Annotated in this window: 17 protein-coding genes; 11 read left to right on the top strand and 6 right to left on the bottom strand. The window is 58.2% G+C overall.

Features of this window, described 5'->3' with window-relative positions; all coding sequences use genetic code 11:
- The first annotated feature begins 114 nt into the window (after positions 1-114).
- From BZL43_RS08725 to cobM, 4 genes are all read left to right on the top strand, one after another.
- Positions 115-321, top strand: a complete 207-nt coding sequence (locus BZL43_RS08725) for a CbtB domain-containing protein (protein WP_095631935.1) — start codon at positions 115-117, stop codon at positions 319-321.
- 11 nt (positions 322-332) lie between these two features.
- Positions 333-1,040: a CbtA family protein gene (locus BZL43_RS08720; protein ID WP_095631934.1), complete on the top strand. Its 708-nt coding sequence runs from the start codon at positions 333-335 to the stop codon at positions 1,038-1,040.
- The gene (locus BZL43_RS08715; protein ID WP_095631933.1) at positions 1,037-1,450 is read left to right on the top strand and encodes a cobalamin biosynthesis protein; all 414 of its coding nucleotides are present in this window, start codon (positions 1,037-1,039) and stop codon (positions 1,448-1,450) included. Before BZL43_RS08720 ends, BZL43_RS08715 begins: the two co-directional genes overlap by 4 nt.
- An 82-nt stretch (positions 1,451-1,532) precedes the next feature.
- Positions 1,533-2,279, top strand: a complete 747-nt coding sequence (gene cobM / locus BZL43_RS08710; RefSeq protein ID WP_095631932.1) for a precorrin-4 C(11)-methyltransferase — start codon at positions 1,533-1,535, stop codon at positions 2,277-2,279.
- 179 nt (positions 2,280-2,458) lie between these two features.
- Here the strand turns inward: cobM and nfuA are convergent, their stop codons facing one another.
- Positions 2,459-3,043 carry a Fe-S biogenesis protein NfuA gene (gene nfuA, locus BZL43_RS08705; RefSeq protein ID WP_095631931.1) on the bottom strand — a complete coding sequence of 195 codons (585 nt, stop codon included), beginning with the start codon at positions 3,041-3,043 and terminating at the stop codon, positions 2,459-2,461.
- A gap of 249 nt (positions 3,044-3,292) precedes the next feature.
- Positions 3,293-5,578: a fatty acid cis/trans isomerase gene (locus tag BZL43_RS08700; protein WP_095631930.1), complete on the bottom strand. Its 2,286-nt coding sequence runs from the start codon at positions 5,576-5,578 to the stop codon at positions 3,293-3,295.
- A 155-nt stretch (positions 5,579-5,733) separates the two neighbouring features.
- On the opposite strand from BZL43_RS08700, the gene metH reads away from it, so the two are divergent.
- Positions 5,734-9,444, top strand: coding sequence for a methionine synthase (metH, locus tag BZL43_RS08695; protein ID WP_095631929.1), 3,711 nt, complete (start codon positions 5,734-5,736; stop codon positions 9,442-9,444).
- Between the two features lie 70 nt (positions 9,445-9,514).
- Here the strand turns inward: metH and BZL43_RS08690 are convergent, their stop codons facing one another.
- Complete coding sequence (locus tag BZL43_RS08690) at positions 9,515-16,192, bottom strand: NEL-type E3 ubiquitin ligase domain-containing protein (protein WP_095631928.1); 6,678 nt, start codon at positions 16,190-16,192, stop codon at positions 9,515-9,517.
- A gap of 159 nt (positions 16,193-16,351) precedes the next feature.
- Between BZL43_RS08690 and BZL43_RS08685 the strand changes: the two genes are divergently transcribed.
- The 3 genes from BZL43_RS08685 (at position 16,352) to BZL43_RS08675 (ending at position 19,327) form a co-directional block, all read left to right on the top strand.
- A complete protein-coding gene (locus tag BZL43_RS08685) occupies positions 16,352-16,570 on the top strand; it encodes a DUF2970 domain-containing protein (protein ID WP_095631927.1) in 219 nt (72 codons plus the stop codon).
- Positions 16,571-17,190: 620 nt separating this feature from the next.
- Complete coding sequence (locus BZL43_RS08680; protein WP_095631926.1) at positions 17,191-18,849, top strand: nitrite/sulfite reductase; 1,659 nt, start codon at positions 17,191-17,193, stop codon at positions 18,847-18,849.
- Complete coding sequence (locus BZL43_RS08675; protein WP_095631925.1) at positions 18,833-19,327, top strand: DUF934 domain-containing protein; 495 nt, start codon at positions 18,833-18,835, stop codon at positions 19,325-19,327. The genes BZL43_RS08680 and BZL43_RS08675 overlap by 17 nt, the downstream gene beginning before the upstream one ends.
- Before the next feature lie 73 nt (positions 19,328-19,400).
- Here the strand turns inward: BZL43_RS08675 and sohB are convergent, their stop codons facing one another.
- Entirely contained in the window at positions 19,401-20,423 is a 1,023-nt protein-coding gene (gene sohB / locus BZL43_RS08670; RefSeq protein WP_095631924.1) for a protease SohB, read from the bottom strand.
- Positions 20,424-20,625: 202 nt separating this feature from the next.
- On the opposite strand from sohB, the gene BZL43_RS08665 reads away from it, so the two are divergent.
- The 3 genes from BZL43_RS08665 to BZL43_RS08655 all read left to right on the top strand — a co-directional run bounded on the left by BZL43_RS08665 (position 20,626) and on the right by BZL43_RS08655 (position 23,871).
- Positions 20,626-21,336, top strand: a complete 711-nt coding sequence (locus BZL43_RS08665; RefSeq protein ID WP_095631923.1) for a histidine phosphatase family protein — start codon at positions 20,626-20,628, stop codon at positions 21,334-21,336.
- A gap of 65 nt (positions 21,337-21,401) precedes the next feature.
- Positions 21,402-21,719 (top strand): SCP2 sterol-binding domain-containing protein, encoded by a 318-nt coding sequence (locus BZL43_RS08660; RefSeq protein ID WP_095631922.1) that lies wholly within the window; start codon positions 21,402-21,404, stop codon positions 21,717-21,719.
- Between the two features lie 304 nt (positions 21,720-22,023).
- Positions 22,024-23,871 carry an amidohydrolase gene (locus BZL43_RS08655; protein WP_095632017.1) on the top strand — a complete coding sequence of 616 codons (1,848 nt, stop codon included), beginning with the start codon at positions 22,024-22,026 and terminating at the stop codon, positions 23,869-23,871.
- A gap of 89 nt (positions 23,872-23,960) precedes the next feature.
- Here the strand turns inward: BZL43_RS08655 and BZL43_RS08650 are convergent, their stop codons facing one another.
- Both BZL43_RS08650 and BZL43_RS08645 read right to left on the bottom strand, forming a co-directional pair.
- Positions 23,961-24,554, bottom strand: coding sequence for a hypothetical protein (locus tag BZL43_RS08650; protein ID WP_143517841.1), 594 nt, complete (start codon positions 24,552-24,554; stop codon positions 23,961-23,963).
- Positions 24,555-24,562: 8 nt separating this feature from the next.
- Positions 24,563-25,603 carry a hypothetical protein gene (locus BZL43_RS08645; RefSeq protein ID WP_095631920.1) on the bottom strand — a complete coding sequence of 347 codons (1,041 nt, stop codon included), beginning with the start codon at positions 25,601-25,603 and terminating at the stop codon, positions 24,563-24,565.
- Positions 25,604-25,608: the final 5 nt, after the last annotated feature.

Genomic DNA, 25,608 nt, shown 5'->3' with positions numbered 1-25,608 from the left:
TCACTGAATAACAAACCCGCGGTGGGCGGGCGCTGTTCGAAATCTCTGCGTGCCCCGGCGTGCGGCGGTTTTCATGCGCTCTATTCACCCGCTGACAGACCAGAGGGAAGCGCCATGTCGATCATCAGCAGCACCGGCTCCAACACCGATAAAAAGAGCACGATCAGCACTACTTCTACCCTGAGCCAACGCCTGATCGCCGCTTTTTGTGCGTCGATCCTTGGCGCCAGCCTTGTGTATTTCGCCGGTTTCTCGCACATCGAAGCGGTGCACAACGCCGCGCACGATACCCGTCACAGCGCTGCATTCCCGTGCCATTGAGACCTGCCGAAATGATCAAGCGTATCGCGCAAACCGCAGGTTTCACCGGGTTGCTGGCCGCCCTGCTATTGACCCTGCTGCAAAGCTTCTGGGTGGCTCCGCTGATTTTGCAGGCCGAGACCTACGAAAAATCCGAGCCAGCCGCGGTTGAAATCCACGAGCATGCCGCGGGCGCTGTCACCGCTCACACCCACGATGCCGAAGCCTGGGAACCTGAAGATGGCTGGCAGCGCGTGCTGTCGACCACCGGCGGCAATCTGGTGGTAGCGGTCGGCTTCGCCCTGATGCTCGCGGGCCTTTACACGTTGCGCGCGCCACGCCGTACCTCTCAGGGCCTGCTCTGGGGCCTGGCGGGTTACGCGACGTTCGTGCTGGCGCCAACCCTCGGCCTGCCACCTGAACTGCCAGGCACTGCCGCGGCGGATCTGGCGCAACGGCAGATCTGGTGGATTGGCACCGCCGCCTCCACCGCTGTCGGTATCGCACTGATCGCATTCAGCCGCCACTGGCTGATGAAGCTCCTCGGCGTGGCGATTCTTGCCGTGCCTCATGTGATTGGCGCGCCGCAACCGGAAGTCCATTCCATGCTGGCGCCGCAAGCCCTGGAAGCGCAGTTCAAAATCGCTTCGCAGCTGACCAACATGGCGTTCTGGCTGGCCCTGGGCCTGATCAGCGCCTGGTTGTTCCGCCGCAAAAGCGATGGCCAATACTCCGCATGACTGACGCCGGCGCAGCGCCGACCCTGGTGGTCGGCCTGGGCTGCCAGCGCGGCTGCCCCGTCAGCACGCTGCGGGCGCTGCTTGATCAAGCGTTACAGGCCCATCAAATCGAGCTTCGGGAGATCAAGGCCCTGGCCAGCATCGACCTCAAGCGCGAAGAGCCCGCCCTGATCGAACTGGCCGAACAACTGGCATTGCCGTTGATGTATTTCAGCAGCGAACAATTGGCCGGTTATGAACCGCAACTCAGCCACCACTCGGACATCGCGTTCGAACGCACCGGCTGTTACGGCGTCGCGGAAAGTGCCGCGCTGGCACTGGCCGAACAATTGGCTCAGGCACCGGCAAAGTTGCTGATTCCACGACAAAAATACGCCCAGGCCACCCTTGCATTGGCCAGCGCCGCGTAAAATCCCCGATAATCCCCGCCTTCGATCATGAGCAATCTTCATCTGAAGCGTGCCCATACCCTTTTTCTGACAGGAAACGACGATGACCGTCTACTTCATTGGCGCAGGCCCCGGCGACCCGGAACTGATCACCGTCAAAGGCCAACGGCTGATTCGTAGCTGCCCGGTCATCATCTATGCAGGCTCCCTGGTGCCCGCCGCCGTGCTGGAGGGCCATCACGCCGAACAAGTGGTCAACAGCGCCGAATTGCACCTGGAACAGATCATCGAGCTGATCAAGTCTGCCCATGCCAACGGGCAGGACGTGGCCCGAGTGCATTCCGGCGATCCGAGTCTGTATGGCGCGATTGGCGAGCAGATTCGCTATCTGCGTGAACTCGACATCCCTTTCGAAATCATTCCCGGCGTCACCGCCACCGCCGCCTGCGCGGCGCTTTTGGGCGCCGAGCTGACTTTGCCGGATGTGTCACAGAGCGTGATTCTGACCCGCTACGCCGACAAGACCGCGATGCCGGCCGGCGAAGAGCTGGGCAGCCTGGCGCAGCATGGCGCGACCATGGCGATTCATTTGGGGGTTAATCATCTGGAGAAAATCCTCGCCGAACTGCTGCCACACTACGGCGCCGATTGCCCGATCGCGGTGATTCATCGGGCGACCTGGCCAGATCAGGATTGGGCGGTGGGGACCCTGGCGGATATCGCCGGGAAGGTTCAAGCCAAGGGATTTCGCCGCACCGCGCTGATTCTGGTGGGTCGGGTGCTGGGCAGCGATCACTTCAGTGAGTCGTCGTTGTATCGCGCGGGGCATGCGCACCTCTACAGACCCTGAGATGATCGTTCCCACGCTCTGCGTGGGTATGCAGCCCGGGACGCTCCGCGCCCCAAGAGCAGACGCAGAGCGTCCGTTGAGGCGTTCCCACGCAGAGCGTGGGAACGATCAAAAACAGGTATCGATCGCCCATAAACGGTGCTCACGGGCACCGTTTTTTTTATGTCGCAGCGAACACCTTAGTAGTAGGCGTTTTCTTTCTGCGTATGGTCGGTCACGTCACGAACGCCCTTGAGCTCGGGAATGCGCTCGAGCAAGGTGCGCTCGATGCCTTCCTTCAAGGTGACGTCTGCCTGGCCGCAACCCTGGCAACCGCCGCCGAACTTCAGCACGGCGATGCCGTCTTCGACCACATCGATCAGGCTGACCTGACCGCCGTGGCTGGCCAGCCCCGGGTTGATCTCGGTTTGCAGGTAATAGTTGATGCGCTCATTGATCGGGCTGTCGGCGTTGACCATCGGTACTTTGGCGTTTGGCGCCTTGATGGTCAGCTGGCCGCCCATGCGGTCGGTGGCGTAGTCGACTACCGCATCGTCCAGAAAGGCTTCGCTGAACGAGTCGATGTAAGCGGTGAAGCTTTTAAGCCCCAGCGCCGTGTCTTCAGGTTTTTCTTCGCCCGGCTTGCAATAGGCAATGCAGGTTTCGGCGTATTGGGTGCCAGGCTGGGTGATAAAGACGCGGATGCCGATACCCGGGGTGTTCTGCTTGGAGAGCAGATCAGCCAGGTAATCGTGGGCGGCGTCGGTAATGGTAATAGCGGTCATGGAAACTCCTCGCAGGCTTGCACGCAGTTTACGCCAATCATCGCGCCGCACAAAGTCCTAGTATTTTTGTCGGGAAAGTGTGCCTGTCGATGAACATCTGATCACCGTCGCCCCCTGTAGGAGCGAAGCTTGCTCGCGAAAGCGGCCCAACAGTCGACATCTATGCTGAATGTCAGACCGCTTTCGCGAGCAAGCTTCGCTCTTGCAGGGGTTCAGCCAGGGTTTGGGGGCGCGTGTTCAGGCCTTCAATCAAAGATTCTCGTAGCGATTCATGTCCAGCACGCCCTCTTCCACCGGGTCGGTGTCGCGGATATAGCGACTCAGGTCATGAAAATATTGCCAGAATTGCGGATGACTGCGGCGGATGCCCCAGCGTTCGACGATTTTCTCGAAACCGGCAGCATCCTTCGCGGCTTCCATTGCGTCAACGAAAGCGGGCACTTGCCCGGCGGGAATGTTGAACATGAAATTCGGGTAGCTGCTGAGTACCCCCGGATAAATCGTCAACGTATCGAGCCCAGGCTGATAGCGCCGTGACTCCCCCAGCAGAAACGCCACGTTGCTGTGGGCCCGGTTGCGCAGCAGGCTGTAGATCTCGCGCTTGCCGCTTTGGCTCTCGATACGCAGCATCGTGGCTTCCGGCAACTGATCGATGACTTTCATCCCCGCCGCCGGGCGCGAAGTCAGGCGGCTCAGGGCCTGCTCGGCGTTCTGCAATGCCGGGTCGATGTTCGGTCGCGAGCAGTAGGCATTGTCACAACGGTTGATCGGGTCGGGATTGGCATTGAGCTCGCCGTACCGGGCCAGCAATTGCAGGGCGAAATCGCGTTTCGGGTCTTTCTCGTCCAGCGTCAGCGCCGTGGGTTTGTCGTTGTCGATGTACTCGTAATCCAGCCACATCTTGAGCTGGCCGCCGTTCTGATACCAATCGTCGAGGTAACCGTCCCGTGAGTCGGCCGGCATCAAGCGTAGGAAGTTCTGCTCGGCACCGTTGCGAATCAGATCGAAGTACAGCCGGGTCTGGGCCTGATGGGACAGGTTGCCAAACACATCGAAGTTGACCGTCAACTGGTAATACGTGCGCTCCAGCAAGGGGAAATCGAACAGCCACATCGTCTGCGGCACCTCACCGATCAGCCCCTTGTTCACCGAGGCGCTGTCGAAATGCCGGAAGATGCTCAGCAACGCATTGTCGTTACCGGCCCACAGGCTCGACCAGCTCGGAGCTGGCAAGTCGGCATAGCTGTCCCGGCGCAGGGCCTCGTATTCGTTGCGTTTGTCGCGGTAGTCATGCCACAGGCTCAGGACACTGCCGACGTCATCGTTCTGCCCCGGCATCGCCAGCAGCGGCGTGGCCTGACCGCGATAATTCGGGTCGGTGATGTAAAGGTCATGCTCCGGGGCCTGGAACAACGCCCAGAAGTTGTCGCGAATCACGTCGGTGGCGATCTGACCACGGCAGACCGGGCCACGGATAAAGGTGCGCACGAAGTATTCGGCGTTATCGAGCATGAACTGATAACGCGCCTGCGCCGGAATCGCCTCGAACGTAGCGAACGGATTGGCCCGGCGTTCCGGCCCATAACCTGGCAACGCGTTGACCTGCCAGTCGGCGCTGTAGAACAGGCTTTTGATCCGCGCCATCTTCGCCGCGCTGAGCGGATAGGTGATGTGGGTCTTGTGCACGATCACGCCCTGCACCGGCCACAAACGGTAATAGACCTGAGTGCCCGGATCGTCATTCGGGCGGCGGGTGTTGATCAAGTCAATGGGCTGGCCGGTCGGCGTGCGCGAACGTACCCATTGAAAGAAATGCCCCGGCTCACCGTCCTTGAAATAGAGGTGCGCCAAAAACCAGTGCTCGAACAACCAGCGTCCCACCAGGCTTTCCCGGGCGCCCGGTGCGTTGAGCAGGTTTTCCCACTGCACCACCTGCAAGGCTTCCCTGGCGCTGGGCACCAGTCCCTGCTCATCGATCGGCGCGCCGGAGGCTAGCCAGCGTTGCAACGTCTGGTATTGCTGATCGGTCAGGCCGGTGACCGCCAGCGGCATGCCTTCTTTGGGATGAGAGACGGCATAGCCGTCGAACTCCGTCGGCATGGCACACTGGGTTTCCCGATTCAGCCCCAGAACGATCTCTTCCGGTAGTTTGGCATTGGGCTGCAATGGGGTGCTGTGGCCCAGTTCGAGCATCCGCGCCATCAGCGCCGCCTGGCTGCCTTGGGCGTCGAGCACCGAATAAAAGCCTTTCTGCTGCCAGGCGCGTTTGCCAAAGGCGTCATAAAACAGTCGGGTCGGCGCTGCGGCCTGTCTGCGTTCGCCATCATAGACGGGCGCCTTGGTTGCCCCCCGGGCCGCCCCTTCACCACTGCCCAGGTTGAGCTGACAGGCGGAGTCGTAGCAGGCATGGCAGGCCACGCACTTTTCAGTGAAGATCGGTTGAACATCCCGGACGTAGGAAATGTCCGGACCTTGCGCAGCGGCGCCCCCGCTTAAAAACAGCATCAATAGGCTGGTGACGACGCGATACGACATATCCCTGGTCCTGATCATGAGAAAACGCCGCGATTCTACCGGTCTGGCCTGCGCACCAACATGAACGATATTCATGCAAAACCCGCACATGCTCCAAAAGCGCACAGGTTTGTTATCATTCCGGCCCTTCGTCATGGCCTTACCGAGTAGTCCAAATGTCCGATCGCAGCGTTCGCCTTCAAGCTCTCAAGCACGCCCTCAAAGAGCGCATCCTGATTCTCGATGGCGGCATGGGTACGATGATCCAGAGCTACAAGCTCGAGGAGCAGGATTACCGTGGCAAACGCTTCGCCGACTGGCCGAGCGATGTCAAAGGCAACAACGACTTGTTGGTGCTGACACGTCCTGACGTGATTGGCGGCATCGAGATGGCCTATCTGGACGCTGGCGCCGACATCCTGGAAACCAACACTTTCAACGCCACCCGGATTTCCATGGCCGATTACGGCATGGAAGAACTCGCCTACGAATTGAACGTAGAAGGCGCTCGCCTGGCCCGCAAGATTGCCGATGCGAAAACTCTCGAGAACCCGGACAAGCCTCGCTTCGTTGCAGGCGTGCTCGGCCCGACCAGCCGCACCTGCTCGCTGTCGCCCGACGTCAACAACCCCGGCTACCGCAACGTGACCTTCGATGAGCTGGTGGAAAACTACACCGAGGCCACCAAAGGCCTGATCGAAGGCGGCGCCGACCTGATCCTGATCGAAACCATCTTCGATACCCTCAACGCCAAAGCGGCGATTTTCGCCGTGCAAGGCGTGTTCGAAGAACTGGGCGTCGAGTTGCCGATCATGATCTCCGGCACCATCACCGATGCCTCCGGCCGCACACTGTCGGGCCAGACCACCGAAGCGTTCTGGAACTCGGTGGCTCACGCCAAGCCGATCTCCGTTGGCCTGAACTGCGCCCTCGGGGCCAGCGAGTTGCGTCCGTACCTGGAAGAACTGTCAAACAAGGCCAATACCCACGTTTCCGCGCATCCGAACGCCGGTCTGCCGAACGAATTCGGCGAGTACGACGAGCTGCCGGCCCAAACCGCCAAGGTCATCGAAGAGTTCGCCCAAAGCGGTTTCCTGAACATCGTCGGCGGCTGCTGCGGCACCACGCCGGGCCACATCGAAGCCATCGCCAACGCGGTGGCCGGTTATGCGCCGCGTGAGATTCCGGACATTCCCAAGGCTTGCCGCCTGTCGGGCCTGGAGCCGTTCACCATTGATCGCAGCTCGCTGTTCGTCAACGTCGGCGAGCGCACCAACATCACCGGTTCCGCCAAATTCGCCCGTCTGATCCGTGAAGACAACTACACCGAAGCCCTGGAAGTCGCCCTGCAGCAGGTCGAAGCCGGTGCCCAGGTAATCGACATCAACATGGATGAAGGGATGCTGGACTCGAAGAAGGCCATGGTGACCTTCCTCAACCTGATCGCCGGTGAACCGGACATCTCCCGCGTGCCGATCATGATCGACTCCTCCAAGTGGGAAGTGATCGAAGCCGGTCTCAAGTGCATCCAGGGCAAGGGCATCGTCAACTCGATCAGCATGAAGGAAGGCGTCGAGCAGTTCATTCATCACGCCAGACTGTGCAAGCGCTATGGCGCCGCCGTGGTGGTGATGGCCTTCGACGAAGCCGGTCAGGCCGACACCGAAGCGCGCAAGAAAGAAATCTGCAAACGCTCCTACGACATTCTGGTCAACGAAGTCGGCTTCCCGCCGGAAGACATCATCTTCGACCCGAACATCTTCGCCGTGGCCACTGGCATCGAAGAACACAACAACTACGCGGTGGACTTCATCAATGCCTGCGCCTATATCCGTGACGAACTGCCGTATGCGCTGACCTCCGGCGGCGTGTCGAACGTGTCGTTCTCGTTCCGTGGCAACAACCCGGTGCGTGAGGCAATTCACTCGGTGTTCTTGCTGTATGCGATCCGTAACGGCCTGACCATGGGTATCGTCAACGCCGGCCAACTGGAGATCTACGACCAGATCCCTGCCGAACTGCGCGATGCCGTCGAAGATGTGATCCTCAACCGCACCCCGGAAGGCACCGACGCCCTCCTCGCCATCGCCGACAAGTACAAGGGCGACGGCAGCGTCAAGGAAGCCGAGACCGAAGAGTGGCGCAACTGGGACGTCAACAAGCGTCTGGAGCATGCGCTGGTCAAGGGCATCACCACCCACATCGTCGAAGACACCGAAGAGTCGCGTCAGTCCTTTGCGCGCCCGATCGAAGTGATCGAAGGCCCGCTGATGTCCGGCATGAACATCGTCGGCGACCTGTTCGGCGCCGGTAAAATGTTCCTGCCACAAGTGGTGAAATCCGCCCGGGTGATGAAGCAGGCCGTGGCCCACTTGATCCCGTTCATCGAACTGGAGAAAGGCGACAAACCGGAAGCCAAGGGCAAGATCCTCATGGCTACGGTCAAAGGCGACGTACACGACATCGGCAAGAACATCGTCGGCGTGGTGCTGGGATGTAACGGCTATGACATCGTCGACCTTGGCGTGATGGTGCCAGCGGAGAAGATCCTGCAAGTCGCCAAAGAACAGAAATGCGACATCATCGGCCTGTCCGGCTTGATCACGCCTTCGCTGGACGAAATGGTTCACGTGGCCCGCGAGATGCAGCGTCAGGACTTCCATCTGCCCTTGATGATCGGTGGCGCGACTACGTCCAAGGCGCACACGGCGGTGAAGATCGAGCCCAAATACAGCAACGACGCGGTGATCTACGTCACCGACGCATCCCGCGCCGTGGGCGTGGCGACGCAATTGCTGTCCAAAGAGCTGAAGGCCGGTTTCGTCGAGAAGACCCGCCTGGAATACATCGATGTTCGTGAACGCACCGCCAATCGCAGCGCCCGTACCGAACGCCTGAGTTACCCGGCGGCGATCGCCAAGAAGCCACAGTTCGACTGGGGCAGCTACACACCGGTCAAACCGACGTTCACCGGTGCCAAGGTGCTGGACAACATCGACCTTAACGTTCTGGCCGAATACATCGACTGGACGCCGTTCTTCATCTCTTGGGACCTGGCCGGGAAGTTTCCGCGCATCCTCAACGACGAAGTGGTCGGTGAAGCCGCCACCGCGCTGTATGCCGATGCCCGGGAAATGCTCGCCAAGCTGATCGACGAGAAACTCATCAGCGCCCGTGCGGTGTTCGGCTTCTGGCCGGCCAATCAGGTGCGTGACGATGACATCGAGGTCTACGGCGATGACGGCAAGCCGTTGGCCAAGCTGCATCACTTGCGCCAGCAGATCATCAAGACTGACGGCAAACCGAACTTCTCCCTGGCCGACTTCGTGGCGCCCAAGGACAGCGGCGTGACCGACTACGTGGGTGGCTTCATCACCACCGCCGGGATCGGCGCCGAAGAAGTGGCCAAGGCCTATCAGGACGCGGGCGACGATTACAACTCGATCATGGTCAAGGCCCTGGCCGACCGCCTGGCCGAGGCCTGTGCCGAGTGGCTGCACCAACAGGTGCGTAAAGACTACTGGGGCTACGCCAAGGACGAGTCGCTGGACAACGAGGCGCTGATCAAAGAGCAATACACCGGCATCCGCCCTGCTCCGGGCTACCCGGCCTGCCCGGATCACACCGAGAAAGCCACGCTGTTCAAACTGCTGGACCCGGAGGCGGAAGAACTCAAGGCCGGACGCAGCGGCGTGTTTCTCACTGAGCACTACGCCATGTTCCCGGCGGCAGCGGTCAGCGGCTGGTACTTCGCTCACCCACAGGCGCAGTATTTTGCCGTGGGCAAAATCGACAAGGATCAGGTGCAGAGCTACACCTCGCGCAAAGGCCAGGAGTTGAGCGTGACCGAGCGTTGGCTGGCGCCTAACCTCGGCTATGACAACTAAGCGACGGTAAGCATGATCAGGCCCCCACGTCGGAAAAACCGGCGTCGGAGGCCTGATCGGCCGTCATGTTTTAAGGGTTTGATACCCCGGTCAGACTCTTCGATATACCCGACTGCCCTGCACTGCTGGCAGCCGCTTCAATCTCCCTGACTTCTTTTCGGGACAGTTCGATCATTTTCCCGTTGCGCGCAGCCACAAGATCAAAAAGCTTGTCGATGAACGCGGGATCGTCAGCCGCATCATCAACTTCCTGCGCAGTATCCGCCTCATCGAATGCTCTGAACGCTTCGGGATATTTCTCCTTGAGGTAGTCCACCCAGTAGTCACGCTGGATCAGGTCTTCAAAAAAACCATCGCCCTGCTCTGCATTCATCACCTCGGTACGAGCCTGAGCCAATTGCCCGGGCGTCACTCCCGAGGCATACGTCATGTGTTTCGGTTGCCCCGGCAGGTCCAGGCCGTCGCTCCAGCCCCGAGTCAGGCCAATTCGATAACCCAGGCGCACTTCTGCCTCATCGTGACCCGTACGGGCGGCAGCTTTCGTCGCCAGATCGTCGACCTTGTCCAGCCGGAACAGCCGCCTGGATAACTTCAACAACGCTTCGCCCTTTGCCCCCGCAGGCCCGCCAGGAATATCGAGCAAGGCATTGTGTATGAACACTTTGCTTTCCAGCCCACTGAAAGTGAGGATTCGACCGTCGACACAGGTGCCATGCGTGTTCGAACTGGCGAACACTGTCTCCCTGAGTTCGGTATTGCTGGCGGCGGCTTCCATAACAGTCCATACCCGTCGTGTCAGGTCGGCATTGGCCACACTGAACTCGCGCGTGTCCTGCAACCGCGACAACAAATGAAAGAATGCACCGTTGTCCGGCTCTGCCGTCAATTGATTCCATATCTGATTTTTGGTGGCCAGTTCATCGGGAGGCACATTGGCCAGCCATGGCGCTTGTTGTGCGGTGTCAGGCGTCACATCAGGGAGAATTTCATCAGACTCGACGCTTTCACTTGCACTGTCACTCCAACCATCGCCGGTAGCATCGGCAATCCAGTCATCAAGCTCAGAGCGCGAAAGCCCCAGAATGATGCCGCGATCACCGGTGTCGCGGTACACCCTGAGTCGCTCAAGACTCTCAAGCGACAAATTGTAGTTGTCCCTCAGGTCTGTGCCGGACATCAATGCATCATGGCTGCCATCCAGGGCCTGCGAAGGAATCGAGGTGATGTCGTTACCACTCAGGTTCAGGGTTTCCAGAGCGCTGGAATCGAGCACACCTTGCGGCCACTCGGTCAGATTGTTGTTGCGCAAATCGAGCGTCACAAGTCGTTCAAAAACGCCGACATCAAAGCTTTCCAGTTTGTTGTAGCTCAGATCCAGCCGTTTCAAATGCTCAAGATGGTTCAACGATGCATACAAGTGCCCCGGGTCATCCAACCGGTTTTCGGACAACTCCAGTCGCTCAAGCTGAACCATGTGCTGAATCGGCTCGGGCACTGCCTGCAGCTCGTTGCCATTGAGCTTGAGCGTCTTGACGTGGGTAAACGCCTTCAGAAACCCGTCACTGCCCTGGGCGGAAAGCCGAACGCCAGTCAGGTTCAAGGAGCTCACATGGGCGAATACGGCCGGCAGTTCGGGAAGATCCCCCAGTTGCAGGCCATTGAGGTTCAACTCATGGCTCGCTTCACCGTCCTCGACGATCAGGCCTTCGCGCCAGCTCTGCAGGATTCGCAAAGCCGCCAGCCTGCGAGTATCGGATGACACTCTCCAGTCAGCACCACGGGATTCACGGGTATATAGCCAACCATTCAATTCACGCGTCAGCGTTTCAAAAGTCTGATCCCACGCCGCCATCCGTTCGCTGATCTGAATAGCCGTTGCCCCGCGCCTGCGCAGCAATTCAATCGCTTGCCAGGCTTGATCATCGGCCAGCGCCGGATTCAGCCGTTGCAAGCGTTTGGCAAACTGCGCAGCGCCTTCACCTACCGGGGCTGGTGGCAGCGCCAGCAAATGGCGAGCAAGCGAAAAGCCGCTTTCTGCCGGCGGGAAGGTTGTCGGCACCGCCTCCTGGGCGAACCTGCCCAGCGCACCGGCGGGCAGGCCTTTGGCAATTTCCAATCGCTGCCAGGCCGCTTCAAGCGCGGCTTGAGCTTGCGGGGTCAACGGGGTTCCGGTCAGATGGGTTTTGATCAGCATTTCATCTTCAAGCACCGCTTCCGGCAACGAAGATATTTGGCTGTCACGCAAATCCAGCCAGGTCAGTTCCGGCAGATTGTGTGCCCCGGTGGGCCACTCATGCAGATCCGTCGCCCCCAGATTCAACGCCTTGAGGCGACTCATGGCACTAACATCCAGAGCGTTCAGCGGGTTATGGCTCAAGTCCAGGTATTCAAGGGACTGCAACTGATCAATACATTGCTGAACCGCAGGCTCGACCACAATCCGGTTACCGGAAAGATTCAGACGTTTCAACTTCGCAAGATCACCAGGAGCAATGGGTATTTCGGTTAAACCGCTGGCACTCAGATCGAGGGTCTGTAGCTCGGTAAACCCGCGAACAAAGTCGCGCACTTGCTCGGTAGTCGCTTGCACGCCTTTCATGTACAACGTCTGAACGTGTGAGAACGCCCCGCCGGGCAGCTCGGGGAGCTCTTGCGCCTGCAAATTCGAGAGATCAAGCACCGAGGCATCAGCCGTCGAACCGTAGCGTTCGAATACGCCATTACGCCAGCAAGCTCTAATGGAAACCGACGCCATTGATCGCTTGATCACCTCGGCAACGTCCAGTTGCCTCTGCATCGCACGCCCGGTCCATCCATTGAGTTGCCGATCAAGCACGCCATATTCCTCGCTCAGAGCGTCCACGGCCTCGAACCTCGACTGGGCTCCGTGCCATTGTTCGACAAACCTGTTGAACATGGCGCTGGAAGACTCGCGCCCGCCTTCGCCTAGACGGCTGAGCTCACCCTTGCAGTAATCGCTGACCATTTCCTCCAGATCGATAAGGTGCTCAGGGTGTTGTTTCACATATTCATAGGCCGGTTTGAAGTTGTCCCGGGGAAAGTTCGACCAGTCCAGCGACAACCCGGACCACAGTCGTTCATGTGCCTGGAACATGGCGTCAGGCAATGTCCTGATGCCCGTGCCTTTGAGGTTAAGGCGTTCAAGGTGAGGTAATTCAAGAACACCGGCGGGCCATTGGTACAACGAAGGCGCAATGACCTCCAGTTTGTGCAGATTGCGTAAACGGCTGACGTCCAGAACCATGGGTGTGTAACCCGAAGAATAAATACTGAGCTCCTCAAGCGTGGTCAACGTGCTCAGCCTTGAGGGCATATCGGCTGCATAGGGCGCGGCTGAATACAGGCTCAGGCCAGTGAGCTCCTGCATCCCGCTCAATGCCTGGGGAACATTACTGAACTCATTTCCTGTCGCATTGATCCTGAGGTTTTTCAGCTTGGGGAAACGTCCCAGCAGTGCATCGATATTGGCATCCGTGACACACCGTCCTCGCACATGCAAATCCCGCACGTGTGAAAAGTCCGCCGACAGTGATGGAAGCGGATCATCACAAATCAAATCAAGCGAACTGAAGTGCACGCTGCCCTCGGCCAATGGCGAGTAACGCCAGCATTCCTTGATATTTCGCGCAACGCTCGCCCTGCCCCCCAACATTGACCGTAGCAAAGCGTCGCCGGTCGATTCTCCAACCCATTGATCGAGGGTTGACACAAGCGCCTCCCATTCATGCCGACGCGCCTGCAACAGGTCATAAATCTGTGCGTCGGTTTTTCCTGCCCGCAACTGCCGAAGGATAAATCCGTTGGCTTGCCGATCGGTGAGCACCGGATAGACATCACGCACGCGAGTCACCAGCAGAGGATTGACACCCGGTCCGCGCCCACTGGCGTAGTAACCCACCAGGCGGTCATTGACGCGTATGGGTGGTTTGAACACTTTGTTCCTGCCGTTTCGTTTCTCCAGCCGTTGCGCCAGTTCAACGCGATGCCTGGTTGCCGAGTCGATAACCGCGCTCTGCAGATCGGCACTTTGGCTGACACGCGGAACGCCCAATGCCTGGCGCGACTCATCAGGCAACGCGTGCATGATTGAGGCGAAAAAGTTGTCGCCGCTCGAGGGCATGTCATTGAGTGCAGCTCCCCGCTCATCAAACGCCTGATAGACCGGCCCGTTCTTGACGACATAGGCGCGGCTTGCGGCGGACTCGCTGCCAATACCATCGATCAGGGGCCCGTTGACGTGGCCCTCGCGTATCTCCAGGCGTACCTGGTCGGACCAGCCCGGCAGTTTTTCCAGCGTATGCAGCGCGAGCCATTGGCTGTCAGCCGATGCCATGCGCGGCAGATGCAAACCGGCAAAAGCCTGACTCACTCGCCCCTGTTGCGCATACCAACGAGCCTCCTCGAGCATTTTCAACGGAATTCGCCGCGTTGTTTCCAGGCGTGCCAGCTCTTCGGCATTGGCATCCAGCAGGACCCTCTGCGCTGCGGACTCACTAAGCCCGGGGCAAGCTCGTTGCAACATCCCGGTAAATAGTTCGCCGCTGATCTGCTCACTGATTTGCGCCGCCCCATGATCAGCCGTGAACAATCGCAAAGCGTCAGCCAGTTCAGGCGGTGGCGGCAAATGATCCAGGTGCATTTTGCGCAAGGCGTTGTCATTGACGCCCACGGCGTCGGCGATCTTGAGCAGTTGCTCATCGCTCAGCGCCTCAGTCACATGGCCCATGCGCCGCAGCAGCGTCAGGCGATCCCATTCGAGCGGACGTTCCAGGGTATGGCGCCAGGCACCGTGGCCGTTGTGCTCGAGTATTGGCTGATAGGCATCGGCGTCGGCCGGGTGCTGGATGCGCCATTTTTTCAGCGGCTCATCGTAGGTCGTTTCATAGACCTTGCCCGCCTGGCGGATATAGGTCTTGCCGTTTACCCGGTGTTGCCCCAGCACATCAGGGGTGAAGTGGCTGCCTGGCGCAATGTCGCTTTCATAGCCGCTCAGATCCGGCTTCCATAAGCGGGCCTGGCCATCGGCTCGCTTGATCGGCTCCAGGCGCTCGATCACCGGTTCGGGCTCCACCGTCATCAGCTTGCCTAGCCCTTTGCCCACGCCGGCCATCACGCCAATCATCGCCAGGTTTTGCGCCACATCGATCAGGTGCGCTTTGGCGGCTTCCCGGTCGCCCTCACTCCATTCGATCGCGCCCTCAAAAGTTTCGTACAACAATTGACCCGCCATCACCGTCATCATGACCTCGCCCAACACCGGTACGAACATCGACACCATGTTCAATGCCAGCATGCCGACTTCCAGGAGATGACTGATCTTTTGCGCGCGCACTTTGGCATCGACATCGGCAGTGGGAACTGCATGGCTGCGTGCATCGGCAATGACCTTTTCACAGCTTTGCTCATAGAGATAGGTCCACAGATCAGTATTGTCAGACCACAGGCCACCGCCTTTTTGAAGGATGCCGAACGGGTTGAGGTAAGGATCCTCGACCGGCTCCCGCTTGCCCTGTCGCTCAGGAGGCAACTCTTTGATACGGGCGATGGAAGAAAACGGCGGAAAGAACTGCACAACTTTCAGCCAGACCGAATGAAAGGGATCCGCTGGAGCGTCCGCGGCTTTTCGAGTGAATTGGCTGAAGTAGTAAGGATGGTCGGCATAGGCCACGAACTGGCTGAAGAATCGCTGGTAGGCCGTCGGGCCATCACCACCGGACGGCGTTGCGTTCCCGGCCGTGAACTGGCGCTTGAACACTTCATGCAACTGCGAAGTGGAATAGCGCTTGAGCGGGTGCTGCGGATCATGGGGAATGTAAACAATGAATTCATCGGTGTAGCGATACTTCTCACTGATAACGAACACCACGCAACCTGTCATCCGGCGCTTCATCAAACTCAGGTCACGAAACCAGACTTGTTTGTTGCCCTGCCAGGGATGAATGTTTCCATCAATGACGGAAAGAATCATTTCGTAGTCTTTGCGCTCGATATCCTTTTTCAGCAGGGCCAGCTCGGCAGCCGCCCTTAGCGCGTCTTTCTGACTGGTCATGAATAGCTGGCGCAGTGTCGTTTCCGCCGCCTGGAAAAATGCCTTCACGTACGTCTGATACTTCGCCCCGATGTCCAGATTGCGACAGAGCATCAGGAACTGCCTCACCGTCACACCAACGGTGACAGGCTGAAAAATGCCGGGTGTCGAAGTTTCTATCAGGAAGCCGGATTTTTTATGAAAAGCATCGTCCTCACATTCGGACGCTTCGAAGTTATGCAACGTTGCCTGCAGCAGCGAAAGTTTCAAGACCTCGAAGTCTGCTACTTCAATTTCAAGATCGCTGATTTCCAGGGGGCGCCGCAGACACAACAGGGTTTTGCTGACGTCTACATCTACGCTGAATTGATCTTTCAGTGCGTTGCGCAACAACGGTTCAGCAAATGTATCGATGTCCTGAAGCGAGGACATCGCCTTGTCCAAGTGGGTCTGTGAGGTAAAACTGGCGTTGAAACATTCTTTCAGTGCCTGTTGTTGCGTAGAAGAGGCGCGCTGATACCAGTCCGGCGAGAACGTGCCGGCCTGTTTCATCGCATGACGTCTTGCTGGCGTGGCATTAATCAGCCATTCAGGCGCCATCTGCTCAAGAAGCTCGCTATGAATACTGGTTCTCTGTGGCTTTAACGGTACAAGCGCAGTGTTCGCCGTTATGGACGAAGAGGGAGGCGTGGCGGACATGTGTATCTCCTGACAAATGAAGCGACAGGACACCATTTCAGGACAGGGCATTTGCGGTAGATAGTTATTGCGTGAGCGATGATTTGTTACGAACGACTTCGATCCGGGTCGCGCCCTGATTGACTATGCTTTGAGGACATACCAGGAAACGAGGGATTTATGGACGATCCAGTCGACAACAAGCCGCCGAGCTTCTGGCAGATGCTCCACAGTGTCATGGCGGCGGCGTTCGGGGTGCAGAGCGGAAAGAACCGGGCCCGGGACTTCACTCATGGCAAGCCCAGTCATTTCGTGATTCTGGGAATCCTGTTCACGGCGGTATTCGCGTTGACGCTGTTTGCCATCGTGAAACTGATAGTGCATCTGGCGGGGGTATGAACCTGCTTTTTTGATCAGTGCGCCGGGGCTTACAAGCAGAACGGGTAGCGGCGTCGGTCGGCCCGTGACCGATCAGTTGCACACGCTTGAAGAACTTCAATCGTCCGAGCCCCGGAAATTCACCGCGCGATAGACAGCGAAGCCCTATAAAACGGCCCTTATCATTCCGGCTTGCTCCGACAATCGTCGGGCGCCGGGCCCCGGACGGGGTCGTTTATTGATGGCTGACCCAGAACACCGCTGTGCCCACGACCAGGATAATCAGGAACAAAATCGCCCAGGCATCGACCGTGCTATCGCTTTTCCTTGCTTTGGTTGGATTGCTCATTGCATCGCCTCTTGTCGGTTTTATCGGTGATTGCATAAAGACTCGAGCACAGTTAAGACGATGATTGCCCGCACCACAAATGTGGGTTTTATCTTGGTGAGTTTCATTAGTCGTTTTGGTTCTTTGCATATACTCAAACATCACTTTTGCGCATAACTGCAAACTGGTATCTTGCGACGGCTCCGTTGGGAGTGCGCGGCCGTGCGCGCAGAATTGCCGAGGCTGTATCGGATGAAAGCCAGCGAAAACGCAGCTATATCCAAACCGGCCCAAGCCTGAGAACAGGACTTATATGTACGTATACGACGAGTACGATCAGCGGATCATCGAGGACCGCGTCAAGCAGTTCCGTGATCAGACCCGACGCTATCTGGCAGGCGAGCTGAGCGAAGAAGAATTCCGCCCCCTGCGCCTGCAAAATGGCCTTTATATCCAGCGCTTCGCGCCGATGCTGCGGGTGGCGGTGCCTTATGGCCAGCTCACTTCGCGCCAGACGCGAATGATGGCCAAAATTGCCCGCGACTATGACAAGGGCTACGCCCACATCAGTACCCGGCAGAACGTGCAGTTCAACTGGCCGGCCCTGGAAGACATCCCGGACATTTTGGCTGAACTGGCGACCGTGCAGATGCATGCGATCCAGACCAGCGGCAATTGCCTGCGCAACGTCACCACCGACCAGTTCGCCGGTGTCGCGGCCGACGAATTGATCGACCCGCGTCCATGGTGCGAAATTGTCCGTCAGTGGACCACCTTCCACCCGGAATTCGCTTACCTGCCGCGTAAATTCAAAATCGCCATCAACGGTTCGACGTCTGACCGGGCGGCCATTGAAGTCCATGACATCGGCCTTGAGCCCGTGCACAACGCCGCGGGCGAACTGGGTTTCCGTGTGCTGGTCGGTGGCGGCCTGGGCCGTACACCGGTGGTGGGCGCCTTCATCAACGAGTTCCTGCCATGGCAGGACTTGCTGAGCTATCTCGATGCCATCCTGCGGGTTTACAACCGCTACGGCCGTCGCGACAACAAATACAAGGCGCGGATCAAGATTCTGGTCAAGGCCCTGACACCTGAAGTGTTTGCGCAGAAAGTCGACGCGGAAATGGAACACCTTCGCGGTGGCCAGACCACGCTGACCGAGGCCGAAGTGCATCGCGTGGCCAAACACTTTGTCGATCCGGACTACAAGTCTCTGGACGATCAAGCGGCCGAACTGGCCGAGCTCGACAAACAGCATCCAGGCTTCGCCCGCTGGCGCGTCCGCAACACCCTCGCGCACAAAAAGCCGGGTTACGTCGCCGTGACGCTGTCGCTGAAGCCGACTGGCGTTGCGCCGGGCGACATCACTGACAAGCAGCTCGATGCCGTTGCCGACTTCGCCGACCGTTACAGCTTCGGTCAACTGCGCACTTCCCACGAGCAGAACATCATTCTGGCTGACGTTGAGCAAAGCCAGTTGTTCTCCCTGTGGAGCGAGTTGCGCGAGCAAGGTTTCGCCACACCGAACATCGGCTTGCTGACCGACATCATTTGCTGCCCTGGCGGTGATTTCTGCTCGCTGGCCAACGCCAAGTCGATCCCGATCGCCGAGTCGATCCAGCGCCGTTTCGACGACCTGGACTACCTGTTCGACATTGGCGAACTGGACCTGAACATCTCTGGGTGCATGAACGCCTGTGGTCACCACCACGTCGGCCACATCGGCATTCTCGGGGTCGACAAGAAAGGCGAAGAGTTCTATCAGGTTTCCCTGGGTGGCAGCGCCAGTCGCGATGCAAGCCTGGGCAAGATCCTCGGCCCGTCCTTCGCACAGGAAGCCATGCCTGACGTGATCGAGAAGCTGATCGACGTGTACATCGAACAACGTACCGAAGATGAACGCTTCATCGACACCTATCAGCGTATCGGCATCGACCTCTTCAAGGAGCGCGTCTATGCAGCGAATAATTAAGAACAACGAAGTCGTCGACGAAACCTGGCACTTGCTGCCGAAAGATTTCAACATCGACGAGATCAGCAACTGCGACGACCTGATCGTCCCGTTGCAACTGTGGCGCGAACACAGCCGTATGCTCAAGGCCCGCGATGGCGGCCTGGGTGTGTGGCTGGATGCCGATGAAGAAGCCGAGGAAATCGGTGATGACGTGGATCAGTTCCAGGTGATCGCCTTGAACTTTCCGGCCTTCACCGACGGGCGCAACTACTCCAACGCTCGCTTGCTGCGTGACCGTTATGGTTTCAAAGGCGAACTGCGGGCGATTGGCGATGTGCTGCGCGACCAGTTGTTCTACCTGCACCGCTGCGGTTTTGACGCGTTTGCGATTCGCGCCGATAAAGACCCGTACGAAGCCCTGGAAAGTCTCAAGGACTTCTCGGTGACCTATCAGGCCGCCACTGACGAACCGCTGCCGCTGTTCCGTCGCCGCTAAACACGCCGCCCAATAAAAAGCCCTGAATCGACTATACGGTTCAGGGCTTTTTTGTGTCGTGCGTAAACGATGACTACCAGAAGCGTTGCTGGGTCAATCGGCTCCACCAACTCAGTAATACGCGATCGATCGAACCGCTGGCCGCGATACCGATGCGCTCCTGCAGGCTTTTGCGTTCGGCGTAATGCAAGTGATAGAGCTCGGACTGCTTGGCGCGTTCGGCAAGGTACTCATCACTGGTCTTGAGTTCATCCACCAGTTGCTTGTCGAGCGCCGCCATGCCCAGCCAGATTTCTCCGGTGGCCACTTCGTCGATGGCCAATTGCGGGCGATAGCGGGAAACGAAGTTCTTGAACAGCTGATGGGTGATGTCCAGGTCTTCCTGGAATTTCTCCCGGCCCTTCTCGGTGTTTTCGCCAAACACCGTCAGGGTGCGCTTGTACTCGCCAGCCGTCAGTACCTCGAAGTCGATGTCGTGTTTTTTCAACAGGCGATTGACATTGGGCAACTGTGCCACAACACCGATCGAGCCGAGGATCGCGAACGGCGCACTGATAATCTTCTCGCCGATGCACGCCATCATGTAGCCGCCACTGGCCGCAACCTTGTCGATGCACACGGTCAACGGCACGCCGGCTTCACGAATCCGCGCCAGTTGCGAAGACGCCAGGCCATAGCTATGAACCATGCCGCCGCCGCTTTCCAGGCGCAGCACCACTTCATCCTTGGGCGTGGCGAGGGTCAGCAGCGCGGTGATTTCGTGGCGCAGACTCTCAGTGGCCGATGCCCTGATGTCACCATCGAAATCCAGCACGAACACCCGTGGTTTGGCCTCGGGCTTTTTCTTTTGCTTTTTATCGGTTTTAGCCTGGGATTTGCGCAAGGCCTTGAGCTGATCCTTGTCGAGCAGGGTTTCCTCCAGGCGTTCACGCAGCCCTTTGTAGAAATCATTGAGTTTGCTGACTTGCAACTGCCCGGCCGACTTGCGCCGACCTTTGCTGCGCAACGCCGCAAAACTGGCCAGGACCACCAGAATGGCGATCACCAACGTCACGGTCTTGGCCAGAAAAATGGCGTATTCGAACAAAAGCTCCACATGGACTCCTTCAATCAATGCGCGGGTTAAACACGCGCGGGATAGCTCCAGCATACCCATCCGCCGCCCCTACGACCAGCCATGAAACCTCTGGCAACAGGCCTGTAACGGGCATTTCAAACAAGCGTATGTTTTTTCATTGACAGCTCACCGCCATCCTCATAACCTCGCCAAACCTTCAACGTACCGGGATGACGCGGACGTGGGCAGTATCTACTTGATTCGACATGGCCAGGCCTCCTTTGGTGCAGACGACTACGATGTCTTGTCGCCGACCGGTATTCGCCAGGCAGAAGTCCTCGGCCAGCACCTTGCCGAACTCGGTGTCAGCTTCGATCGCTGCCTGTCGGGCGACCTGCGCCGCCAGCAACACACCGCCAACAGTGCGCTGGAACAGTTCGCGGCCGTCGGCATGCCGGTGCCTGTCCTGGAAATCGACTCCGCCTTCAATGAATTCGATGCCGATGCAGTGATCCGCGCCCTGCTGCCGGCCATGCTGGAGGACGAACCTCATGCGCTGGATATCCTGCGCAACGCCGTGCAAAACCGTGCTGAATTCCAACGCATTTTTGCCTTGATCATCGAGCGCTGGCTCGCCGGCACCTACGACACACCGGGACTGGAAAGCTGGCTGGGCTTCGTCGATCGCGTACAGAGCGGTCTGCATCGATTGCTCGAACAAGCGGACAATACCCAGAAAATCGCCGTGTTCACCTCCGGCGGCACTATCACTGCCCTGCTCCATCTCATTACGCAAATGCCCGCAAAACAGGCCTTTGAATTGAACTGGCAAATCGTCAACACCTCGCTCAACCTGCTCAAGTTTCGTGGTCGCGAGGTGACCCTGGCTTCCTTCAACAGTCATGCGCACCTGCAACTGTTGAAGGCTCCGGAACTCATCACATTTCGCTGAGTCCGGACTACTTGTGACCCTGGCTGTAATCACCCAGCTCTTATTACCCAAGAAAGGATCGAACCATGACCTCCGTAGCTGATGCCGTACAAGCAATGAAAGCCAAGTTCAACCCAGCCGCTGCTGCCGGTCTGGACCTGGTATTCGGTTTCAACATCACCGACGAAGACAAGCACTACGCATTGATCGTCAAAGACGGTACTTGCGAAATCCAGGAAGGCGAAAACGCCGACGCCAACTGCACGCTGGTGCTGGACAGTGAAACCATGAAAGGCATCGTCAGCGGCGAAACCGACGGCATGCAGGCTTTCATGGGCGGCAAGCTACGCGTTGAAGGCGACATGATGCTGTCGATGAAACTGTCCGAGCTGTTCCCGGCCTAAGCACGCCGCTCCCGTCTTTCGGGAGCACGTCTGGCTGCAAACGAATCCCGCCCCTCGTGGCGGGATTCGTCGTTTTTCGCCCTCGGAAACGGCTATCTGTGGATTTGCCGACTATATTCCTTCTGGCCGCATGCGTCAGACATCGGCTGTTGATCCCCGCTTCTTTGTGAAGAACTTTGTGGAGAGCGCTGCCATGAGCCCACCTGACGAGCACAACGACTTCAGTCGTCGTCGTGTACTGCAAGGCCTCTCGGCAGGTGCCGTCGGTGCCTGGGTCAGCCCAATATTCGCAGGGAGTAAAGCCATGCCCGATACCCCAGCCGACCTGATTTTGTACAACGGACGCCTGCACACCGTTGACCGCAAGAAACCCCAGGCCAGTGCCGTCGCGATCAAGGACGGGCGCTTCGTGGTGGTCGGCAGCGACGCCCAGGCCATGGCCCTGCAAGGTCCCGGCAGCCAAATCATCGACCTGCATGGCCGCACGGTGATTCCCGGTCTCAACGACTCTCACCTGCACTTGATTCGTGGCGGCCTGAACTACAACCTCGAGCTGCGCTGGGAAGGCGTACCGTCTCTGGCCGATGCCTTGCGCATGCTCAAGGATCAGGCCGATCGCACACCAACGCCGCAATGGGTGCGGGTGGTCGGTGGCTGGAACGAGTTCCAGTTTGCCGAGAAGCGCTTGCCGACGATCGATGAATTGAACAAGGCCGCGCCAGACACCCCGGTGTTCGTTCTGCATCTTTATGATCGCGCCCTGCTCAATCGCGCGGCGTTGAAAGTGGTCGGCTACACGCGCGACACGCCGAACCCACCGGGCGGCGAAATCCAGCGCGATGCCAATGGCGAGCCCACCGGCATGCTGATCGCCCGGCCCAATGCGATGATTCTCTACTCGACCCTGGCCAAGGGACCGAAATTACCGCTGGAGTATCAAGTCAACTCGACCCGCCAGTTCATGCGTGAACTCAATCGGCTGGGCGTCACCAGCGCCATCGATGCCGGCGGCGGTTATCAGAATTACCCGGACGATTATCAAGTCATCCAGCAACTGGCCAAAGACCAGCAGCTCACGGTGCGCATTGCCTACAACCTGTTCACCCAAAAACCCAAGGAAGAGCTGACCGATTTCAAAAACTGGACCAGCACCTCCCATTACGGTCAGGGCGATGACTTCCTGCGGCACAACGGTGCCGGAGAAATGCTGGTGTTCTCGGCAGCCGATTTCGAAGACTTCCTCGAACCCCGCCCCGACCTGCCGCAGACCATGGAGCAGGAGCTGGAGCCGGTGGTGCGGCATCTGGTGGAACAGCGCTGGCCCTTCCGCCTGCACGCCACCTACAACGAATCCATCAGCCGCATGCTCGACGTGTTCGAGAAGGTCAACCGGGATATTCCGTTCGACGGTTTGCCATGGTTCTTCGATCATGCCGAAACCATCAGCCCACGGAACATTGAGCGGGTCAAAGCGCTCGGTGGCGGCATCGCCATCCAGGACCGCATGGCGTTCCAGGGCGAGTACTTTGTCGACCGTTACGGCGCGAAGGCGGCCGAAGCGACACCACCGATCGCACGCATGCTGGCCGAGGGCGTACCGGTGGGCGCCGGCACCGATGCCACGCGAGTCTCCAGCTACAACCCCTGGACTTCCCTGTACTGGTTGGTCAGTGGCCGCACAGTCGGCGGGCTGGCGCTGTACCCGCAAGGTTTGAGCCGGGATACGGCGCTGGAATTGTTCACCCACGGCAGCGCCTGGTTTTCTTCCGAACAAGGCAAGAAAGGCCAGATCAAAGTCGGACAACTGGCGGACCTGATTGCGCTGTCGGCGGACTACTTCCACATCGAAGACGAAGCCATCAAATGGATCGAATCGGTGCTGACCATTGTCGACGGCAAGATCGTCTACGGCACAGCCGAGTTCGAAAAACTGGGGCCTGCGCCTGTCCCGGTCGTGCCTGAGTGGTCGCCGGTGGTGAATGTACCGGGGCACTGGAAACCCTTGGCGCCGCTGACGGCTCAAGTTCATCAATGCGTGGGCGCGTGCGCGGTGCATGCCCACAGCCACGAGCGGGCGCGGTTGTCGTCGGCGCCGGTCAGTGACTTTCAAGGATTTTGGGGGGCGTTCGGGTGTTCGTGTTTTGCGTTTTGATTGGGGCTTTGGGGCGCCGGTGAAGGCGTCCTGTTCAATCAGTGGTTTTTTTCACAGCTCTGGGGCAATGAGCTTCGGCGCCCTCTCAATCAACGCTGGCGCTGTTCAGCTTCATCCAGTTCCTTGAATATCCGAACGTACTCAGCGTCGGACTCCTGATTCGCATAAACCAGTGTTGCACTGTTGTCATCGATCAAATCCCCCGTCTGCGCGTCTCGGCTGAAAGCGATCACAAAACGTTTTTGATCCAGCTTGAGAAACAGATGGTAGAGATCGACCGGTTTGTCAGGCTTTTCGAATTTACTGATCCAGTAGCGGACTCGATGGCTGAGGGCTGGAGGCTGGTTAATCAATGAGTCTGTGTTCACTTCAGGGAAATCATACTCAAGTGCTACACCCGCAATAGCGACAAGGTCTTCATTCATGCGTTCGGTAATCGGCAGGGGCTTGTTGCGCAACATGGTTTCCACACTCGCTTCAGGAGGCGTACCCAAGATGCGACGGCGATACATTCCACTATCAAACCAACGGGTTGCATCGAAACGATTGTCGTCAGGACTCCAGATACCGTAATACATCATCACTTTTGAGGACATTTCGTCTTCCTTGCCAACGAGATCAAGACCAATAAGCACCGCCACCGCACATAGGCCTATTACGGAAAAAACATTCAATTTCTTCATGCAGGCGGTCATTTGGCGGGCTTGTATTCGCACAGCTTTTTAGGAACGCCGTCAGGTGTATTGCCAGACCGAACCCCATGAATAGCGCCTTCAGCATCTAATGGATACCCGAGTGTGTCCTTGTAGCGCTCCCTACCTTGGGCCTGCTTCAACAACGCGGCATCCCTTTCACTCAATGTTTTGACAGGAGCTGCGGGCGCAGTCTCATTCGACAGTTGCGCATTGGCATCCTTCTGCGCCGCTCGATAAGCGCTCAAACGTCTCTGATAATCGCTAAGCTTTTTGCGGTATGCGCGGCTCGCAGCCTTATCGGCTTCCAGTTTGGCCGGTGCTTTTTCCACCGTCGCACGTTCCTCGTCGGTTCCGTAAGTCTGGTCATACAGACTACGCCGGGGGAATGCCCAAACCGCAGCTCCGGTCGCGTCCGCCATGACTTGCGCCAAGCTGAGCTCGTAGTGAGGATTTTCATTCTCTCCCACTTTCAAGTCTGCATTGATTCCCAACCCCGTCCGGCACGCATAGGAATAAATCTTTGCGCCATAGGCGAAGGCATCCGGTGTGAACATACGAGCCTGAGCATCACGCAACCGATAGCTATCGCGCTTATCGAGTTCGTATCCCAGCTCAATACTGCCCACGACACCATGAGAGAAAAAGTCCATCTGCTTGATCTCCCTGCCCCGGCGCTTTCGCGTGGCAACAAAGTCAACCAACTGTGAAATGGAGTCGTACTCGCGATACTCGGCACCGTAACGCTCGGTCACTATTTTTTTGACTTCGGCCAGCAGTTTTGGGTCGTACTCATCCTTGAATATAAAGAAAGCCCTTTGAATGGAATAGCTCTGCGTGGAGGGCGGATAGCTTTTGAGCTGACGAATTCCTTGATTGATGAAATTCATCATATTGCCACGTTGACCACGAATATTTGCCACAAGACTGATGTAAGACGCCCCCACCACCGTCACATAATCCTGCGCCAGCGTTCCCTTGACCTGCGTCGTCCCATGCTGATCGCTCGTTTTGCCCTGCTTCTTCTTTGGCGTTGCCACGCTTG

Source organism: Pseudomonas sp. PICF141 (assembly GCF_002286815.1).
Taxonomy (GTDB): Bacteria; Pseudomonadota; Gammaproteobacteria; order Pseudomonadales; family Pseudomonadaceae; genus Aquipseudomonas.
This window is presented reverse-complemented; position numbering and strand designations above follow the sequence as displayed.

Excerpts from the sequence above, each read along its gene's own strand:
- BZL43_RS08725 (WP_095631935.1), top strand. The coding sequence starts at position 115 with ATGTCGATCATCAGCAGCACCGGCTCCAACACCGATAAAAAGAGCACG.
- BZL43_RS08720 (WP_095631934.1), top strand. The coding sequence starts at position 333 with ATGATCAAGCGTATCGCGCAAACCGCAGGTTTCACCGGGTTGCTGGCC.
- BZL43_RS08715 (WP_095631933.1), top strand. The coding sequence starts at position 1,037 with ATGACTGACGCCGGCGCAGCGCCGACCCTGGTGGTCGGCCTGGGCTGC.
- cobM (WP_095631932.1), top strand. The coding sequence starts at position 1,533 with ATGACCGTCTACTTCATTGGCGCAGGCCCCGGCGACCCGGAACTGATC.
- nfuA (WP_095631931.1), bottom strand. The coding sequence starts at position 3,043 with ATGACCGCTATTACCATTACCGACGCCGCCCACGATTACCTGGCTGAT.
- BZL43_RS08700 (WP_095631930.1), bottom strand. The coding sequence starts at position 5,578 with ATGTCGTATCGCGTCGTCACCAGCCTATTGATGCTGTTTTTAAGCGGG.
- metH (WP_095631929.1), top strand. The coding sequence starts at position 5,734 with ATGTCCGATCGCAGCGTTCGCCTTCAAGCTCTCAAGCACGCCCTCAAA.
- BZL43_RS08690 (WP_095631928.1), bottom strand. The coding sequence starts at position 16,192 with ATGTCCGCCACGCCTCCCTCTTCGTCCATAACGGCGAACACTGCGCTT.
- BZL43_RS08685 (WP_095631927.1), top strand. The coding sequence starts at position 16,352 with ATGGACGATCCAGTCGACAACAAGCCGCCGAGCTTCTGGCAGATGCTC.
- BZL43_RS08680 (WP_095631926.1), top strand. The coding sequence starts at position 17,191 with ATGTACGTATACGACGAGTACGATCAGCGGATCATCGAGGACCGCGTC.
- BZL43_RS08675 (WP_095631925.1), top strand. The coding sequence starts at position 18,833 with ATGCAGCGAATAATTAAGAACAACGAAGTCGTCGACGAAACCTGGCAC.
- BZL43_RS08660 (WP_095631922.1), top strand. The coding sequence starts at position 21,402 with ATGACCTCCGTAGCTGATGCCGTACAAGCAATGAAAGCCAAGTTCAAC.
- BZL43_RS08655 (WP_095632017.1), top strand. The coding sequence starts at position 22,024 with ATGCCCGATACCCCAGCCGACCTGATTTTGTACAACGGACGCCTGCAC.
- BZL43_RS08650 (WP_143517841.1), bottom strand. The coding sequence starts at position 24,554 with ATGAAGAAATTGAATGTTTTTTCCGTAATAGGCCTATGTGCGGTGGCG.